This is a genomic window from Nonomuraea sp. NPDC002799 (genome assembly GCF_053592075.1).
Map to the genome: position 1 here is coordinate 169,286 of NZ_JBSFVA010000012.1, position 17,980 is coordinate 187,265.

At 72.3% G+C, this 17,980-nt stretch carries 12 protein-coding genes; 3 read left to right on the top strand and 9 right to left on the bottom strand.

The window, feature by feature from the left end; genetic code table 11:
* Positions 1–214: 214 nt before the first annotated feature.
* Positions 215–379, bottom strand: a complete 165-nt coding sequence (locus ACWD0F_RS23260; RefSeq protein WP_449878648.1) for a hypothetical protein — start codon at positions 377–379, stop codon at positions 215–217.
* Between the two features lie 85 nt (positions 380–464).
* Positions 465–743: a helix-turn-helix domain-containing protein gene (locus tag ACWD0F_RS23265; protein ID WP_449878650.1), complete on the bottom strand. Its 279-nt coding sequence runs from the start codon at positions 741–743 to the stop codon at positions 465–467.
* A gap of 91 nt (positions 744–834) precedes the next feature.
* On the opposite strand from ACWD0F_RS23265, the gene ACWD0F_RS23270 reads away from it, so the two are divergent.
* The 3 genes from ACWD0F_RS23270 to ACWD0F_RS23280 all read left to right on the top strand — a co-directional run bounded on the left by ACWD0F_RS23270 (position 835) and on the right by ACWD0F_RS23280 (position 4,135).
* Entirely contained in the window at positions 835–1,980 is a 1,146-nt protein-coding gene (locus ACWD0F_RS23270) for a helix-turn-helix transcriptional regulator (protein ID WP_449878652.1), read from the top strand.
* Positions 1,981–2,190: 210 nt separating this feature from the next.
* Positions 2,191–3,645 carry a tyrosine-type recombinase/integrase gene (locus ACWD0F_RS23275; protein WP_449878654.1) on the top strand — a complete coding sequence of 485 codons (1,455 nt, stop codon included), beginning with the start codon at positions 2,191–2,193 and terminating at the stop codon, positions 3,643–3,645.
* A gap of 34 nt (positions 3,646–3,679) precedes the next feature.
* The gene (locus tag ACWD0F_RS23280; protein ID WP_449878656.1) at positions 3,680–4,135 is read left to right on the top strand and encodes a hypothetical protein; all 456 of its coding nucleotides are present in this window, start codon (positions 3,680–3,682) and stop codon (positions 4,133–4,135) included.
* 35 nt (positions 4,136–4,170) lie between these two features.
* Here the strand turns inward: ACWD0F_RS23280 and ACWD0F_RS23285 are convergent, their stop codons facing one another.
* Genes ACWD0F_RS23285 through ACWD0F_RS23315 form a run of 7 tightly spaced genes read right to left on the bottom strand, consistent with a single transcriptional unit; the run spans position 4,171 to position 17,942 of the window.
* Entirely contained in the window at positions 4,171–10,614 is a 6,444-nt protein-coding gene (locus ACWD0F_RS23285; RefSeq protein ID WP_449878658.1) for a CHAT domain-containing protein, read from the bottom strand.
* Between the two features lie 45 nt (positions 10,615–10,659).
* Positions 10,660–12,444, bottom strand: a complete 1,785-nt coding sequence (locus ACWD0F_RS23290; RefSeq protein WP_449878660.1) for a GH39 family glycosyl hydrolase — start codon at positions 12,442–12,444, stop codon at positions 10,660–10,662.
* Positions 12,445–12,458: 14 nt separating this feature from the next.
* Positions 12,459–13,970 carry a glucoamylase family protein gene (locus tag ACWD0F_RS23295; protein ID WP_449878662.1) on the bottom strand — a complete coding sequence of 504 codons (1,512 nt, stop codon included), beginning with the start codon at positions 13,968–13,970 and terminating at the stop codon, positions 12,459–12,461.
* A gap of 12 nt (positions 13,971–13,982) precedes the next feature.
* Positions 13,983–14,804: a carbohydrate ABC transporter permease gene (locus ACWD0F_RS23300; RefSeq protein ID WP_449878664.1), complete on the bottom strand. Its 822-nt coding sequence runs from the start codon at positions 14,802–14,804 to the stop codon at positions 13,983–13,985.
* Complete coding sequence (locus ACWD0F_RS23305) at positions 14,801–15,682, bottom strand: carbohydrate ABC transporter permease (RefSeq protein ID WP_449878666.1); 882 nt, start codon at positions 15,680–15,682, stop codon at positions 14,801–14,803. Before ACWD0F_RS23305 ends, ACWD0F_RS23300 begins: the two co-directional genes overlap by 4 nt.
* Positions 15,679–16,947, bottom strand: coding sequence for a sugar ABC transporter substrate-binding protein (locus ACWD0F_RS23310; protein ID WP_449878668.1), 1,269 nt, complete (start codon positions 16,945–16,947; stop codon positions 15,679–15,681). The genes ACWD0F_RS23305 and ACWD0F_RS23310 overlap by 4 nt, the downstream gene beginning before the upstream one ends.
* On the bottom strand, positions 16,944–17,942 hold the full coding sequence (locus ACWD0F_RS23315; protein ID WP_449878670.1) for a LacI family DNA-binding transcriptional regulator: 999 nt from the start codon (positions 17,940–17,942) through the stop codon (positions 16,944–16,946). Before ACWD0F_RS23315 ends, ACWD0F_RS23310 begins: the two co-directional genes overlap by 4 nt.
* Positions 17,943–17,980 lie beyond the last annotated feature (38 nt).

The window sequence follows — 17,980 nt, forward strand, 5'->3', positions numbered from 1 at the left end:
GTGGCCGAACGGCCGAAGTGCGATCCACCGCAGATCGGGCACAGGAACGTGATCCAGTGCTGCCGCCTCTGTGCGGTGGGGTAGAAGTGCGATGCGAACGCCCTAGGAAAGGCGCGCTTCCTGCTCTTGGAGTTCTTCACGGGGTCCCCCGCATCTGCTCGTTGTGGATCTCGCTGCGAGGGGTTTCGTGGGGTCTTGGTTGGGATCCCGTGAATCAGGCCGTGAGACTCGTGGCGTCGTTCGCGTCGGCGGAGGCCAGGTCGAGCCGCAGGTAGGCGATCAGGTCGACCTTGCGGCATACCGACCGGTTGCCGTGGGTCAGGACCTCGATGGGGAACTCTCCAGCGCGGGCGAGGTCACGGCTCTTGGTCTCGCCCATGAACAGGGCCCGACCTGCTTTTACCAGGGGGACGCTTACGGGGAGGGCGCGAAGCTCCTCCTCGGACATGCCTCGTGGAGCGTTCCTAGCCATCCTGCTGCTGCTTTCGAGGAAGGAACGGGCGCAGAAGGAGCTCGATCTCGCGGAGCTCCAGGACGACCGCGAGGCGGTGAAGGGACTCCAGACTGAGACCCTTCTCCCCGCGTTCGACTCGTGACAGATGGGCGGGGTCGATCCCGGCCGCCGTGGCGGTCTGGCGGAGCGTCATCCGCTTACTTGTCCTGGCGGCGCGCAGGCGCCGCAGCGGACCGGAGTCAGAAGACTGACCGACTTCGGTCTGTTGTATGGCAGACACTTCGATCACGGCAGTAGCGTGCCATAGAGCTGATCCGGGGTCAAATTGTGAACAGACCCCCAGTCTGGACTCCCGTTGACTGGGAGGCTACAGTCTTGTCGTGACCCGCCAAGATGAACCGCGAGACCGCCCGCCCGACCTGCAGATAGAGGGCAACCTGCCGGTGCACTTCGTGACCATGAACCAGGTCGTCGCCTACAACCTCACGTATTGGCGCCGGCAACACGGGTGGACACAGGAAGAACTCGGCAAGAGGCTGCGCGAAGGGACGAACAAGCCCTGGACGAAGGCCAGCGTGAGCGCCGCAGAGCGTAGCTGGGACGGCAAGCGCATCCGGAAGTTCGACACTGACGAACTGCTTTCACTCGCGCAAGCACTTGAGATTCCGCTCCCGGCCCTCTTCCTTCCGCCTGACGATTCGCGAAAAAAGCACGAGTACGTGATTACCGATGAAGCCGACTTGGCCGACGCGAGTTTTTACACCACCAGCACAGCCCTGCTGTCGTTCGTGATTCCCGACGTGGGTGAAGAAGAGAACAACGCCATGCTTGCCCACTACGGCAAGCGCCTCGAAGCCGCCGTAGAGACCCACATGGGAGGCGGGCAGTATGCGCGGCTGCACCGCTTCGCGTACGGGGACAGCGAAGGGCGGATCGACTGGGAGGCGATCGACCCGATCCTGGACCGGCTGAAGCGCCACGAGGAGACACTTCGCGAGGTCTTGCAGGACATCGCGGAGACCCAGGGGGGCCTGCGCCAGCGCAAGAACCAGGCGCGCGAAAGCTACGAGCTGGAGCTGAGGCACGTGAAAGAGAGGCATGACGCCGGCACCACTATCGAGGAGATCGCAGAGGAGGAAGAACTTACGCCGCAGGACGTTCAGGGGATGCTAGAAATGGCTGCCGTTCTCTTCACTGTCCTGGGAGAGAAAACAATCCAGCCGATAGAAATATGTTCTCACGCAGGCCCAGGCGGGCAGCCATTCCAGAAGTTCCTCAGCGGTGAACTGGACGAGAAGAGGTCCGCTGAACTGATCGAGCAGATCCGTGGGTGTTCCTCGTGTCGCTTCACCTACGAGGCGGTTAAAAAGCACCGAGAAATGATCGAGACCGCCACGGATATGCACCTGAACGGCAAGGACGAGTGGGACATCGGCGACCAGCTCGACGTGTCCGTCAGCCGCGTGCGAGCCCTGCTCAGGAGCCCGCTTGCGGCGTGGCCCCCTGTCAAGGACTTCGGAGTGTGAGGGCTCAGGATGGACGCGAACGGCTTCAAGCGGTGCCGCTGCCGCGACGAGAACGGCAAGGAACTGAGCCAGAAGTGCCCGCGGTTACGCCGTAGGGACGGCTCATGGAACCCCGGCCACGGGTCGTGGTGCGGGAAAGCCGACGTACCCGCCGGCCCAGACGGTAAGCGGATCTACCTCCGGTGCGGCGGGTTCGCCAGCGAGACCGACTTGGAGCTGTTCTATGCGCAGGCCGGTCGTCTGCTCGACATCCCGGACGCCGGTCAGGACGGGCACGAGGCGCGCATGGAGATCTTGGAGATGGTCCGGGCCGCCCATCGCAAGCAGGCGCCGCTGCCCGAGGTCGAAGAGATCCACCGGAAGTACCGGGCCGGCCAGCCGCTCCAGTCGATGATGTTCGGCGAGTACTGGACGACCTGGCGAGCGCGGCGGGCGAGGCTCAAGGACATCCGCGAGAGCACCTTGCTCACCTACACCTCCCACTGGGACGTGCACATCCGCGAGGTCCTTGAAGAGGTCCGGATGGATCGCCTGTTCGCGCCCACCGTCGAACGGGTCTTCTCTCGCATCGATGAGAAGAACGCCGAACTGCTGGCAGCGCGAGCCTCCGATGATCCCGAGGTGCGCCGATCCGTCCGAGGGAAGCGACCCACGGGGCCGGTCAGCAAGCAGCGCGTCCTCGCCACCATCCGCACTGTGCTCTCTGCCGCCGAGCGAGAGCACCTCGTCACCTTCAACGCGGCCAAGCTGGTCAAGCTCGACGCCGGCAAGAAGACCAGGGGCGTGGTGTGGATCACACCTCGGGTCGAGGCATTCTCGGCGGCATACGAGCAGCGGTTACTCGCCGAACGCGCTGCATCCACGGGGAAGCCCCCGGAGAGGTTCAAGGTCTGGTTGTCCACGCCGCGACCGTCGCCGGTGATGGTGTGGACGCCGGCTCATCTGGGCGTGTTCCTCGACTTCGCTGTTCAGGACCGGCTGTACGCTCTCTACCACCTGATCGCGTTCCGGGGTCTGCGCCGCGGTGAGGCGTGCGGGACCCGGTGGGTTGACGCGGACCTGGACCAGGGGCTGCTGGGCGTGGTGAAGCAGCTCGTGGTCGTCGGCAAGCAGGTGAAGGAGGGCGACTTGAAGACAGAGTCGTCCGAGGCGGCGGTGGCTCTCGACACGGGCACGGTGGCCGTGCTTCGCACCCATCACCATCTTCAGAAGCAGGAGCGCCTCGCGTGGGGTGCGGCCTGGACTGACAGCGGGCGCATCTTCACTCAGGAGGACGGGAGCCCGTTGAAGCCGGACTGGGTGAGTGAGCACTTCGAGCGGATGGCGTTCGCGGCCGGCCTGCCACCGATCCGATTGCACGACCTGCGGCATGGCGCGGCGACGCTCAGTCTCGCGGCCGGCAACGATCTGAAGGTCACGTCGGCCATGTTGCGCCACTCAAGTCTCCGGATCACAGGCGACCTGTACGTGTCGATTCTGCCCGAGGTGGCCCACGCCGCAGCGGAGGCGACTGCCGCCCTGGTTCCTCGCGGGGTCGGCACACGGGGGCCGTCCCAAACTGGCGGTCTCCCCTCGGTCTCCCATCTGGCTCAGCGGCGACCCACGGATTCGGAGAGATCAAGGGAAGCCCAGGTAGAACAACATGGAGAAGGAGAGAGTGGGTGAGGTTTTCGCCCACTCCCCATGGAGGGACAGTCCAATGCTCGACTCGCTGATCGTGCCCCTGTTCGTCACCACGGACCTGCCGCCCGAGGCGGACCTGGCCGAGTTCGGGCGGTTGCTCGCCGGGACGGTGTCGGTGCTCGGCCACGAGGGCGCGCGCTACGAGGCGTTCCTCGTGGGCAAGGTGTTCTGGCTGGACCGGCCCGTGCTGCCGGAGCAGCGCCCGGCGGCCGAGGTGGAGCTGCGCTTCGCCGGGATGCTGGGCTATCTCGCCGCCTCGGGGCCCGGCCACACGGCGCGGCAGGTGGTGGGTGACGTGCGGCGGGCGATCGGGCAGGCCGTCGCGGGGCGTTATGGCGACGTGGGGGTGGCTCCGGCGGTGTTCGCGATCCGCGACCAGGACGTTCGCGAGCGCACCCCGGACGGCGCCCTGGCCATCGACCCGGGTGCGGCGACGCCTGACCTGGTCAGCGCCGCCCGCTCCTACCTCTAGCCGCCGCGCGGAGAAATGCCCCGGCCGCCCTGCCCCTAGCCGCCGTGCGGGAGGCCGACCAGCACGTACGGGGCCCACAGGTCGGCCTCGGCCGAGCCGTAGAGCTCGCGCAGCTCCAGCACCGCCGCGCGCAGCGCCGGGGCCGGTCCCTCGCCCGCGCGCAGCCTGGTGTGGAAGTCACGCATGAGCGACCGGGTGATGCCGGCCGAGACCGGCCAGAGGGTGAGCAGGGCGGTCCGCACACCGGCGTGCAGGAGGGCCTGGCCGAGGGCCGACACGTCGTTGCCGCCCGCCGGGCCGCTCTCGCAGGCGCTGAGGACCAGGAGGGCGGCGTGCACGTTCGTGGTCATGAGCTGCCTGGCCGTGAGGAGGCCGTCGGCCAGCCGGATACCCGAGGCGAACGGGTCCTGCCGGTCGTAGACGCCGTGGCAGGACAGGTGGGCCACGTCCCAGTCGCCCGGCAGCAGGCCGGCGGTGGCCTCCTGACCGGTGCGGGGACGGGTGCCGAGCAGGTCGGCGGCGTCCTCGACGGTGCCCTCCACGGCCGCGCGCTCGCCCGCGTCCGGGGTGTAGCCGAGTGCCAGCGATCGGCCGCCCCGCGCCGGGCCGCGCCGGGCCAGGCGGTCGAGGGCGGCGGCGGACGGGGCGTAGGCGACGGGGAAACGTTCGAGGAGGAGGCGGCCGCCGGGGGCGAGGGCGTGCAGGGGGACGCGGTGCAGTGCCTGGTGCGGGAGGAGGTGGAGCAGGTCCAGGTCGTCGCCGAGGGCTTCGAGTGCGTCGTGGAGCAGCAGGTCGGCCAGGCGGCGCCAGAGCGTGAGGCGGTGGCGGCGGGCGGCGATGTCGAGCAGGCCCGGCCGGTCGCCGCCGATGGTCTCGGTGAAGGCGGCCAGGATGTCGTGGCCGACGGTGGTGGGGAAGGCGCGCGGCTCGGGCCAGCCGGTGCGGTGGGCGAGCACGGTCACGCCCTCCTCACCGACGTGAAAGCCGAGCAGCCCCCGCGTCATCGTCCCCCCGGAAACGGACGAAACGGGGGTGAGCAGGGCGTTCAGCCGGGAGCGGCCGGGCGGGGTGCCGCGGTGGAGTGCCACGTGGTCGGGGGCCAGAGGCTCGACGCGGTCCCAGAGCGCCTCGACGCCGGTCCGGGCGGCGCGGGCGCGGCCGATGAGCGCCGCCGCCTGGATCGGGTCGCGGGTGTGGCGGGCGGCCGTCATGAGGGTGCGCACGGCGTCGAGTCCCCGCTGCTCCTCCTGCACGAGGTCGGCCGGCACCCCGTCCGGCACGGGCCAGCCGCGCAGGCGGAAGGCGGCGGAGCGCGAACGGGGCCGGAGGGAGGCCGGGGCCAGCCGCAAGGACGTGGCGCCGGAGCGGCCGTGCGGGCGCAGGGTGGTGACGGCGGGGCGGCGGTGGACGTCGAGCTGGGCGGTCAGGAGCAGGGACTTGGCGCGTTCGGCGTGGGTCCAGGCCGTCATCCCGCGCCCCAGCCGGACGGCGAGCCTGATCGCCCGGTCGTGGGCGGGCGCGGCCGAGCGTCCGGCGTCGGCGAGCGTGCCCGCGAGGTACTCGAGCTGGGCCGGGCGTTCGGTGTCGGCGAGCGTGCCCGCGAGGTATTCGAGCTCGGCGGAGCGTTCGGCGTCGGCGAGCGCGCCCGCGAGGTCCCCGAGCTCTTCCGCCGCCACCGACCGCAGCAGGTACGCCGTCCGCAGCTCCAGCTCGTGCCCCAGCTCCTCCAGCAGCTCGATGGCCGTGGTCAGCCGCCGCCGGGCCGGGGCGTAGGAGGCGGCGGCGACGTCGAGCGCCCCGAGGCCGCTCAGCGCGACGGCCTCCCCGGCCGCGAACCCGAGCTCCCTGGCCACGGCCACCGCCTCGGCCAGGCACGGCTCCGCCCGTACGGCGTCCCGCAGGTGGGCGAGCAGGACGAGGCCGAGCACGACGCCGCGCCGGTCATCCTGATCGCGGGCGAGGTCCAGTGCGCGTTCGGCCAGCGGCAGGGCGTCGGCGGCCGAGCCCCGCAACGCCTGCGCCAGGCCCAGGTCGGCGTAGCTCGCGGCGAGCTCGGAGCGGTCGCCGAGCTCCTCCTTGATCGAGATGGCCCCCCGGTAGCGGGCCGCCGCCTCCTCCAGCTCGCCCAGCTTGAGGTGGAGCGCCCCCCGGTGGGCCAGGAGCGGCGCCCGGAGCGCCCGCCAGACGGGCTCGGTGAGCAGCACCAGCCCTTCCTCGTACGCGCGGGCGGCCTCGGCCCAGCGGCCCTCGTCGGCCAGGCTCAGGCCGAGCGCGTCGAGGGCTGAGGCGAGCTGGATCGGCAGTGCGGTGTCGGACTCCCTGGCCAGGGCCACGGCCTTGACCAGGTGCTCGATCGCGTCGGCGGTCCGGCCTAGCTCCCTGTCGGCCGAGCCGAGGTTGCGCAGATGCTCGATCACCCGGCCGTCGCGCAGCTCGTAGCCGCGCGCGGCGTGTTCGCGGGCGGCGGCGAGGTCGCCCAGGGCGCGGCAGTAACGGGAGAGCCGGCCCAGCAGGTACGAACGGTCCGGATCGGCGCCCATCGGCGGGCGGTCCGCGACGGCGGTGAGGGCCTGTTCGGCGAGGGTGCGGGCCGCTCCGAGGTCGCCGCGGGCCTCCGCCTCCGCCAGGCGCAACCAGAGCTCCAGCCGGTCCGCCTCGTCCCGGCGGGCCGCGCCCACGGCACGGAACGTGGTCAGCGCCTGGATGAGGGTGGCCCGCCCGCGCGTCAGGTCGCCGAGCGTGAGCTGGATGGCGGCCAGCCGGGCGAGGACCTCCGCGTCGAGGGCGTCCGCCATGGCCGCGACCACCTCGAACGGCGCCCCCTCCGTCCGCCCCGCCGATTCGAGCCCGGCGATTCCCTGTTCGAGCGCGGCCCTGGCCCGCCGGAACTCGCCACGTTCCTCCAGCGCGAAACCGAGCTTGACGGAGGCGAACGCGGCCAGCCGGTCCTGGCCCGCCGCACGGAAGGCGGCCGTCGCCCGCTCCAGCGCCGCCACCTGAGCGGCCGTGTCACCGGTGCGTGCGGCCAGCCCCGCCAGCCGGTCGCGGACCACGCCCTCCCTGAGCGGATCCCCGGCGGCCAGCCCGAGCGCGGCGCGCAGCCGTTCTCCGGCCTCCTGCGGCTCCCCGGCCGCCACGTTCAGTGCCGCGCGGCCGAGCGTCGCGGTGAGCAGGGCTTCGAGGTCGCCCTCGGCGGCGGCGAGCTCCAGCGCCCGTTCGAGGTCGGCCAGGGCCTCGTCGAGCCGGCCCAGACCGGTCAGGCAGCAGGCGCGCATGGTCAGCGCCGCCGCCTCCTTGGCCGGCGCCCGCAACCGGGCGAACGTCTCCCCCGCCACCCCGAACTCCTCCAGTGCCCGCTGCGCCGTCCCCTCCGCGTACGCGAGCGCGCCCAGGTTGTAGCGCACCGAGCCGGTGCCGTCGTGGTGGCCGATGGACTCGTACTCGTGCTCGGCCAGCTCGAAGGCCTGACGGGCGCCGTCGGCGTCCGCGCGGGCGCGGCGGCGCTGCGCGATGCGGTACCACTCGTCGGCGGGCTCGCGCCGCCGCCCCCTGCGCCGCATGATCTCCACCAGCCGGGCCTCACACGAGGCGGCCTGCGCGTGGTGGCCCCGCTCGGCCAGCAGGACGGCGTGGGCGTCAAGGGCGCGGCACGCCTCCTCCCACGCCCCCGCCGCCTCCAGCTCGATGGCGCACGCGGCGATGCGCTCCCCCGACGCCGTGAGGTCGCCCTGGTCGACGGCGGCCCTGGCGGCGTGAACGAGCGCGGCGGCGGCCTCCTCCGTCTCGCCGAGCTCCAGGAACAGCTCGCGGGCCCGCACCGCGCAGCCGACGGCCCCGTCCGGGTCCCCGGCGGCCAGATAGGCGTCCGCCGCGTGGCCCTGCGCGGACGCCTCCTCCGCGGCGAGCCCGGCGCGCTCGCACAGGGCGATGGCGCGCAGGTGGTGCTCGACGGCGCTGGCGGGGTCGCCGGCCCGCAGGTGGATGACACCCACGCTGCCGAGCTGGAGCGCCTCCGAGCGATGATCGCCCAGCTCGCTGTAGACGGTGGCCGAGCGCCCGTACGCCTTCAGCGCCCTGCCCAGGTCGGCCTGGTTCTCGTAGTTGGCGCCCATCCTGGACAGCGCGTACGCCGTCCGCGACCGCTGCCCCGCCCGGTCGAACGCCTCCGACGCCCTGCCCAGCACGCGGTTGGCGGTGCGGAACCGCCCCAGCTCGGCCAGCCGCAGCGCCACCCCCAGCAGATGGTCGCCCGGCGAGGCGGCCTGCCGTTCGGCGTAGCGCAGCAGCTTGAGCGTCACGTCCTCGTCCCGCGTCTGCAGTGCCAGGTCGGTGGCGGCCTGGGCCAGCGGCTCGTCCAGCGGAAGCGAGGCCGGATCGTCGAGCACGGCGCGGAGCCGGGCCAGCAGGCCCGCGTCCGCGTTCGCGTCCGTCTCCGCGGCCACGTTCAGGTTCACGTCCGCCATCATGTTCACGTCGGTGTCCACGGTCACGATCACGTCTCTGGCCAGCACCAGCGCCTCGGTCAGGTCACGTGGGTCGCGCAGCGCCGCGAAGCGGGCCAGCAGCGCCGCGCAGAGCTCCCGCTGCACGGGGGCCTGGTCGCGCGCGCCGCCCTTCATGGCCAGCTCGGCACCCTGGCGCGCGGCCAGCACCGCGTCGTGCAGGTCCGCCGCCCGCCTCTCGGCCCGCCCGGCCACCCGCCCGTGCGCCCCTCCAGCCGCCCCTTCAGCCGACTGTCCAGCCGCTCCGCCGGCCGCCCGGCCAGCCGACCGTTCAGCCGCCCCTCCAACCGACTGGCCAGCCGCGTCTCCAGACGCCTGTCCCTCGGCCCGCCCGTGCAGCAGGCCCGGATGCGCGTTCTGGTGGACGTCTGGGTGGGTTTCCGCAGAGGCGTCTGAGTGAGCGTCCATCTGGCCGGGTGTGCGGGGGTCCGTCCGGGTGGCGCGCCAGCGCAACACCTCTGACAACAACGCGTACGCCTCCGCCCGGAAGGCCGGCCGCTCTCCCACCCCCACCGCCTCGCGCAGCGCCGCGATGGCCTCCCCGGCGCGCTCCATGGTGAGGTCCCGCTTGAGGGCCTGGCCGAGCAGCATCAGGGCCTGCGCGCCGGCGGCCGGGTCCCGATCGCGATGGGCGGCCAGGGCGGCCCGCGCGGCGGCGATCGGCTCGGCGGGGTCGCCGCCGGTGACGATGGCCTGCCGCAGCAGCGCGTTCGCGAGGTTGGTCAGCAGCCTGGCGCGGTCGGGATGGGCGCGCGGCGCGGTCCGCGCCGCCTCCCGCATGACCTCGACGGCGACCTCCAGGTCGGCGAGGTCGCCGGTGACGCCGTAGCGCCGCCAGCGCCGGTCGCCCAGCAGCGCCAGCCGCAGGACCGGGTCGGCGCCGAGCCTGCGCGCCGTCTCGTCGGGCGTGGTGTGCAGGGCTTCGAGCATCTCCATCCCGGCTTCGAGCGAGCGCTCGTTCCCGCTGACCACGAACCACTCGACGAGCCCGGCCGCGTACGGCGCCACCACGCCGGGGTGCGCCCCCTGGTCGTGCCAGAAGTCCAGCGCGCACTGCGCCACCCTGATGAACGCCAGCAGGTCCGCGTCCGCGCACGACTCCGCCGCCCGCGTCCGGGTGAGGTCGGCGAGTGCCAGCAGCGCCTGCGACCTGTCCTGCCCGGCCGGCGCCGCCTCGGCCGCCGCCAGGTACGCCCTGACCAGCAGCTCGTCACCGGGCGCCGCGAGACCGAGCGCCGTCGTCAGCTCCCCGAGGTACGACCCCGAGTGCGGCCCGGCCGGGGATGCCTCCTGGGACCCCATCGGGGACTCCGACCGGGACTCCGGCTGGAACCCCGCGGACGAACCCGGATCCGCCCCGGCCGGGGCGGCGAGTGCGGCCCGGAACAGGACGTGCACGGCGTCGTCGACGACCCTCCGTTCCCCTGTCTCCCCGTACAGCCGCACCAGCCCGCCGCCCAGCGCCGCCAGCGCGCCGGGCGCCCAGCCGGGCGCGGGTGAGCGCATCGACTCCTGTAACAGGAACTGCCCCAGCCGGTCGGACGTCTCCGCCACGGGCCGCGCCATGGCCCGGCGGACGAGCGCGTGGATGAGCAGCCCCACGTGCCGGTACGCCCCCGGGTCCACGTGCCGGAACACCTCCTCCACCAACCCGGCCCACGTGCCGGCCGAGTCGCCGGGCGGCACGTGGGTGCCGCGCAGCTTCTCCGGCAGCCGGCCGGGATCGACCACGGCCACGGCGGCGAAGAAGGCGCCCGCCACGGCGGCGTCCTGCGTGGTGTGCTGGTCCAGCCGGTAGCGGGCCAGGTGCAGGATGCCGATCAGGCGCCAGGTGACGGCGTCGGACTGGTCGCCGGCGCAGGCCCGCATCGCCTGCTCGGCCTCGGCCAGCGCCGCGGGATCCCAGATCAGCCCGGGATCGGCAGCCTGCTCGAACCGCTCGATGCGGGCGGCCAGCGCTCCGGCCGGATCGGTCATGCGCACAGGCTCTCACCGGCGTGCGTTCCCGTACAGGACCGCCACTCAGGGTGACAGCTCGATGAAGGAGATCCCGGGCATCGGCAGGTCGAAGCTGACGGTGACCGGGCCGCTGACCGGGGCGGGAGGGTGCAGCTCGCCGAGGGTGGCGGCGGCGCGGAGCTCGTCCCACTGCCCGGCCGCCGGCCAGTCGCCGCCGCCCATCGACCGCCAGGCCGCCTCCACGTTGGCGTGGTCGTGGTCGATACGGTGGTGGGTCAGCGTGCGCTCCCCGTCGAGCCCTTCGACGGTCAGCGTGACCGTGCGGGTCAGCTCGGGCGCGCCTCCGGCCTGGGCGTGGTTGAGGGTGCCGTTCCAGATCAGCACGCCGATCCGGCCGTCGTCGTGCCGGGCGGCCCACGCCTCGACGCCGCCCGCGTCGCCGTCGAGGGTGGCGGCCAGCTCGGCGTCGCCCAGCCGGGCGGCGAGGGCGAGCGCGTGGAAGCGGGGTTTGCGCAGGTTCCCGACCGTGAGCAGCCCGAACCCGCCGTGGAACAACCGCGGCGGCCGGCCCAGCTCCTCGAAGTGGTCGGAGGCCACCCAGTGCGACAGCGCGGCGATCCGGCCGGCGGCCGACTTCATGCCGTGCAGCAGGAACGCGGCGCCGAACGGGCCGTCGCCGATGCCGTGGAAGTGGGTCGGCGTCGGGCCCCACTCCGTCCACCAGATCGGCACGTCCCTGCCGTGCGCGGCCAGCACCGGGCGCCAGTCGAGCGGCGCGTTGCCGTAGGTGTGGGTGGAGACGAAGTCGAGCGCCGCCCCGGACTCGGCGACGTGGGCGAGCAGCTCCGCCACCCAGCCGTTCGCGGCCGAGGCGGGGCCGCCGACGCGCAGGTCCGGGTGCACGTTCTTCACGGCGGCCGCGGTGACGTCGTAGAGCAGGAAGTACTCCTCGGGCGTGCCGGACCAGAAGACGGCCAGGTTGGGCTCGTTCCAGACCTCGAAGGCCCAGTGGTCGATCAGCTCGTGCACGCCGTACCGGCCCGCCAGGTGCTCCACCAGCGCCCTGACCAGGTCGCCCCACGCCTCGAAGTCCTTCGGCGGCGAGACCACGGCCCCGTACGCGAAGACCGTCGCGGACGGGTCGGCGGCCAGGTCGCGCGGCATGTAGCCGAGCTCCACGATCGGCCGCAGGCCGAGGCTCACGACCTTGTCGTAGACCGCGTCCACGCCGCTGAAGTCGTGAACCGGCCGCCCGTCCACCTCCTTGTACACGCCGAGGTCGTCGCCGAGGACGGCGTGCGCCCGGACGGTCGCGACGCCGAGCTCGTCCCGCACCATGCGCAGCGCCCCGGCCAGCTCCTCGCCGATGGGCCTGCCGCCCGTCTCATCGGTGCTGAGCAGGTGGGACAGATGCTCGGAGCCCACCATGTACGCCCACGGCCGCGGCAGCGCGCGCGTCACCCGCCCGGCGTCCACGCGGACGGACACCGCGGCCGGCCCGCCGGCGGGCAGCGGCTCCGCCCGCACCTCCGCCGACAAGGGCCCGGCCAGGTCCGTCCCGGCGAGGGCGGCCACCGTGTAGGCGGCGGCGCCGTGGCCGGTGTCGACGTAGCGGCAGGACGGCACGGCGGGCACGTCCACGTCCGGCTGGACGGCCGGCGCGCCGTCCCTGTGCACCAGGTAGCCGATGGCGCCGGGGACGGGATCCCAGGTCAAGGTGACCTGACCGGCTCCCGGAACCGCCCGGAGGCCGGTCGGGGCCGGCGGAGCGGGTCCGGCGGCCGGGGTGGCCGGGCCGGACGGCTGCCCGGCGCGGTCCTGCCAGTCGCGGTGCGCGGCCGTGCTCATCAAGGTTTCCCCGTTCAGTCGGTCGGCGGGACGACGTCCCATTGTTCGAGCCGCATCACCGGCCGGAGCTTCGCCTCGACGCCGGAGCCGGCGAAGTAGCGATGCAGGTCGCCGGTGAGGACGTTGCCCAGGGCGGCCAGCACCATGCCCTGGTCGAGCGCCAGGTACCACTTCGACACGACCTCGGAGCGGACCGCGACCGCGTCGTAGAAGCCGCCGGGGCCGTAGGCGTCGAAGTCCGCGCGCAGCTTGGCCAGGTTCGCCAGGGCCGCCGTCTTCGCGTACGGCAGGGCCAGGAAGCTCGCGTGCGGCGTCACCACGCCGTCCCCGTACGCGGCGGGCGGGGGCTGGGCGGGGCGGCAGCCCGCGTAGCCGGGGTCGGTGCCGGTGCGCTCGGTGTCGGAGGTGTAGCCGGGCTCGTCCATGCCCAGGGGGTCCACGCCGTACTCGCGGTAGCCGCCGTGCGGGTTGTTGGACGGGGAGAAGCCCCAGTAGCCGTATTCCGCCTCGGCCAGGCCGTGCTCGATCTGGGCGCGGACGAACACCGGATGGTTGCGGCCCCAGCTGCCCGGCGCCCACGTCGCCTCCGGGACCACGAGGTCGGGCATCAGCGCCTCGAACATGGAGCCGCCCCAGTTGGGGACGTACCGCAGGCCGCGGTAGCCGTAGGTGCCCTCCCAGACGTTGACGCCGAGGTAGGTCTTCCAGGAGCCGACCGGCCGCTGCTCCTGCCAGCCGAAGTCGCAGCCGTTGTCGGGGAAGGTGCGGTAGGGGCCGAAGTAGCTCTCGCGCGGGAGCTGGCCGAGCGCGATGCCCACGTACTGGCCGATCCGGGTCTCGGCGGGCGCGCCGTAGTGGTGGCAGGTCGAGTAGACGGTCGTGCCGGTGCCGGCGTAGTCGCTCGCCACGGAGCAGCCGTCGGGCGGCTCGGGCCAGAAGCCGCCGCGCAGCAGGCCCGTGCCCGCGTCGGGGCGGGCCGCCGGATCGTAGTAAGACCGGAAGTTCATCGAGGCCAGCAGGCGCCCGGCGCGCGCGGCGTGGGCGGGGACGGCGGTGCGGAGCATCATGAGGGCGGTGGCCAGCCAGGCGTTGTCGACGCTGGAGGCGAACGGCCGCACCGGGTCGCCGTTGTCCGGCCAGACGCGGACGAGCTGGAGGGTGGCGGGGTCGTACCAGTTGTAGTACTGGCCGGTCGGGCCGTTGCGCTCCAGCCGTTCCAGCGCGCCGAGCACCCGCCCGGCCCGCGCCGCCGCGTCCCCGCCGCCGATCAGGCGCAGGTCGCGGGCGACGAGCGTGCTCCACAGGTACGTGCCGATGTTGGTGGGCGAGGTGACCTTGGCCCGTGTCCGCAGGTCGCCGGTCACCTTGTCGGCGGGCAGGCCGGTCGCGGGCTCGACCATGGCGGCCATCGACCGCCAGGTGTCCTTGGCGTAGCGCAGCAGCGTGCCGTCTCCCGACGCGTTCGCGGCGGCGGCCGGAGCCGACAGCGCCAGCACGAGTAAACCGGACAGAACCGTCTTGCGCATGAGGGGCTCCTCTTATTTGAGGCCGGTGGTGGCGATGCCCTGGATGAAGAAGCGCTGCAGGAAGACGAAGAGGAACAGGATCGGCGCGATCACCACGACCGATCCGGCGACCAGCAGGTTGTAGTGGGTGCCCTCGTGCCCGTTGAGGATGTTGAGTGCGACCGGCAGGGTGTAGCGGCTCTCGCTCTGCGCGACCACGGCCGGCCACAGGAAGTTGTTCCACGAGCCGAGGAACGTGATCAGCCCCAGCGTGGCCAGCGGCGGCCCGCAGAGCGGCAGGACGACCGTGAAGAAGATCCGGAACTCCCTGGCGCCGTCCACCCGGGCCGCGTCGATCAGCTCGTCCGGCAGGTCGGAGATGAACTGCCGCATCATGAACACCCCGAGCGGCGTCACCACGGTCGGCAGGATGATCCCGATGAACGTGTTGACCAGGCCGAGCCTGGCGATCAGCACGAACTGCGGCATCATCACCACGATCGCCGGGATCGCGAGCTGCACCAGGACCAGCGCGAACGCCGGCTCCCTGCCGCGGAAGGAGAGCTTGGCGAAGGCGTAGCCGGCCATGGAGCAGAACAGCAGGTTGGTGGCGACCAGCACGAGCGCGATGAGCATGCTGTTGGCGAACGCGGTGCCGATGCTCACCCGGTCGAACAACTCGGTGAAGTTGTCCGTCGTCCACGTCATCGGCCACAACGTGGGCGGGTCGCGCCTGATCTCCTGCTCGGGCTTGACCGAGCTGAGCGCCGTCCACAGGAACGGCCCGATGACCAGCAGCAGGCCGATCGTGAGCCCGGCGTAGACGACCGCGCGCTGGCGGCGGGTCCTGCTCACCTTCGCCTCCCGAGCCGCAGTTGCAGGACGGCCAGCGCCACGATCACCGTGAACAGCACCGTGGCCGCCGCTCCGGCGTAGCCGTAGTTGCCGACGCCGAACTGGTTGAAGATCGCCAGCGAGGCCGACAGCGTCGAGTTGAGCGGGCCGCCCCTGGTCATGACCAGGGGCTCCTCCAGGAACTGCATGAAGCCGACCGAGCTGTAGACCGTGCAGAACAACAACACGGGACGGAGCGAGGGCACGGTGACCGCGGTGAAGCGGGCCCACCAGCCGGCGCCGTCCACCTCCGCCGCCTCGTACAACTCCCTCGGGATGCTCTGCAGCGCGGCCAGCAGCACGACCATGTCGAAGCCGAAGCTGCGCCAGGCCGTCATCACGATGATCGACGGCAGGGCGGTGCTCTCGCTCTGCAGCCAGTCCGGGCCCTGGACGCCGGCCGCCTCCAGCAGCCGGTTGACCAGCCCGGCCTCCGGCTCCAGCAGGAACTTCCAGGCGACGGCGACGCCGATGATGCTGGTGATGTTCGGCAGGTAGTAGCCGAGGCGGAAGAACGCGGCCGGCAGGCGGGCGATGCCCGTGTTGAGCAGCACGGCCGCGGCCAGCCCGAGCCCGATGGTCAGCGGCAGCGCGGTGAGCACGAAGACCACGGTGTTGAGCGCCGCCCGGCGCATGGCCGCGTCGTCCATGAGCCGCAGGTAGTTCTCGACGCCGACCGGGTCGACGCGGAGCGGGTCGGTCACGTCGGTGCTGCGCATGTCGGTGAAGCTCGCGCCGATGCCGACCAGCAGCGGGCCCAGGTAGAAGACCGCGAACAACACCACGAACGGCAGGATGAAGATCCATCCGATGCCGGAGCGGCGTAACGCGACACTCACAGGCCGGTCCCGATGGTGTCGGCCTGCGACTGGATGGCCTTGGCCGTCTGCTCGGGGGTCTGCCTGCCGCGCGCCAGCTTCTCCAGCTCGGTCTCCAGCACCCTGGCCACCTGCTCCCACGTCGGGAACGGCGGCGGCGTCTTGGCGTCCTTGAGCTGCTCGCCGAAGACCGCGAGCTGCTTGTCGGCGCTGAGCGCGGGCTCCTGCCAGGCCGCCTGGACGGCGGGCAGCGACTTGGCCGTGGTGTACCACTTGGCCTGCACCCGCGGCTCGCTCAGCCACTGGATGAACGTCCAGGCGGCGTCGCGGTTCTTGGCCTTCTTGAACACCGCCATGTCGGCGCCGCCCACGAAGCTCGTGGCCGAGACGGGACCCTTGGGGTAGGGGGCGACGTCGAACTTGTCCTTGAAGCCGGGGCCGCCGTCGTTGTTCAGCACGCCGATCATCCACGGGCCGGAGAAGAAGCCGCCGACCTGGCCCTTGATGAACGTCTGCGGGAAGGCGTCACCGGGCAGGTTCGTGGGGGCCAGCCGCTGCTGGAACAGCGACGCGTACTGCTTGAGCGCGGTCAGCGCCTGCGGGGTGTCGAAGGTGTACGCGCCGTCCTTGACGATCTCACCGCCAGCCTGCCAGATCAGCGGCAGCACCTCCTGCCAGGACGCGCCCAGGGTGTAGCTCTGGTTGAAGCCGCTCTCGGCGCCGCCCTTGTCCTTGAGCGCCTTGGCGAACGCGGTGAACTCCGCCCAGGTCGCCGGTGGCCGCACGCCCGCCTTGCCCGCCTGGTCGGTGCGGTAGTACAGGACGCGGGTCTCGACGTACCACGGGACGCCGTAGGCCGTGCCGTTCACCTCGACGGTCTGCCACGCGCCGGGGAAGAAGCGTGACTTGTCCACCAGGTTGCCCGGCGTCGGTTCGAGCGCGCCGGTCTTGGCCAGCTCGCCGGACCAGGTCGAGCCGATCATGCTCACGTCGGGCGTGGCGCCGCCCGCGATGGCCGAGGTGAGTTTGTCGTGCGCCACGTCCCAGCCGATGGCCGTGACATTGATCTTGACGCCGGGATGGGCGCCCTCGAAGTCCTTGGCGAACGCCCCGAGCGCCTTGCCCTCCTCCCCCATCGCCCAGACGGTGACCTCCCCCGTGACCTTGCCGGTCGTGACGTTCTGCGCCTGCTCGGGTGCCTGGCCGGCGCCGCGGCCGCAGCCGGCGGCCAGGATCGCGATCGTCAGCAGGCCGCCGGTGGCGGCGCGCCGGGGGATGGTGTTCACGTTGGTGCCTCCTGGGGGTGATGACCGCAACTGGACCGGATCACCAGCTCGGTGGTCAGGATGCGGTGGCCGGGTGTGTCGCGGGCGCCGGTGATCAGCTCGTCGAGCGCGCGGGCCGCGCAGGCGCCGAGCTCGCGCATCGGCTGGCGTACGGTGGTCAGCGCCGGGCGGGCGTGGCGGGCCGCCATGATGTCGTCCCAGCCGGTCACGGCCAGGTCGCCGGGCACGTCGAGGCCCAGCTCCTCGGCGGCGAGCAGCGCCCCCAGCGCCACCTCGTCGTCGGAGCAGACGATCGCCTCGGGCCGGTCCTTGCCCTTGAGCAGCACCCTGGCGGCCTCCAGGCCGCACTCCACGGTGTACGCCCGCGTGGGGACGGCCTCGATCGCGCCGCCGAGCACGAACCGCACGCCCTGCCAGCGCTCGTCCACGTCGTCCTTGGCGGCCATGGGCGCGCCGAGGAAGGCGAAACGGCGGTAGCCGTGCCCGGCCAGGTGCCGGGCCAGCGTCCGCGCCGAGTCGGTGTTCTCGCTGCGCAGGGTGTCGGCGCCGGGCAGCGGCTCGCGCGAGATGAACACCAGGCGCACGCCGAGCCGCAACAACTCGGCGACGAGCGGCTCGGGCACGGTGTGGCCGAAGATGAGCAGGCCGTCCACCCGCCCGGCCAGGTCCTTGATGAGGTCGTTGACCCGGGTGCGCCCCTTGGTCGACAGGATCACCACCGAGCGTCCCAGCTCGGAGGCGACCTCCTCGTAGCCGAGCAGCACCTCGGTGTAGTAGGGGCCCGCGAGGTCGGGGAAGACGATGCCGTTGGCGGCGTGGCGGCCCTCGGCGAGGCTGACGCCGAGGCGGCTGGGTGTGAAGTTGAGCTCCTCGACGGCCTTGAGCACTCGCTCCCGTGTCCTGACGGCCACCGGCCCGGTGCCGCGCAACGCTCTGGACACGGTCGCGATCGACACGCCCGCCCGCTGGGCGACCTCGTAGATGGTCACGTCCATCGGAGCTTCCTCCTGTTGGTGTAAGCGCTTCCATATTG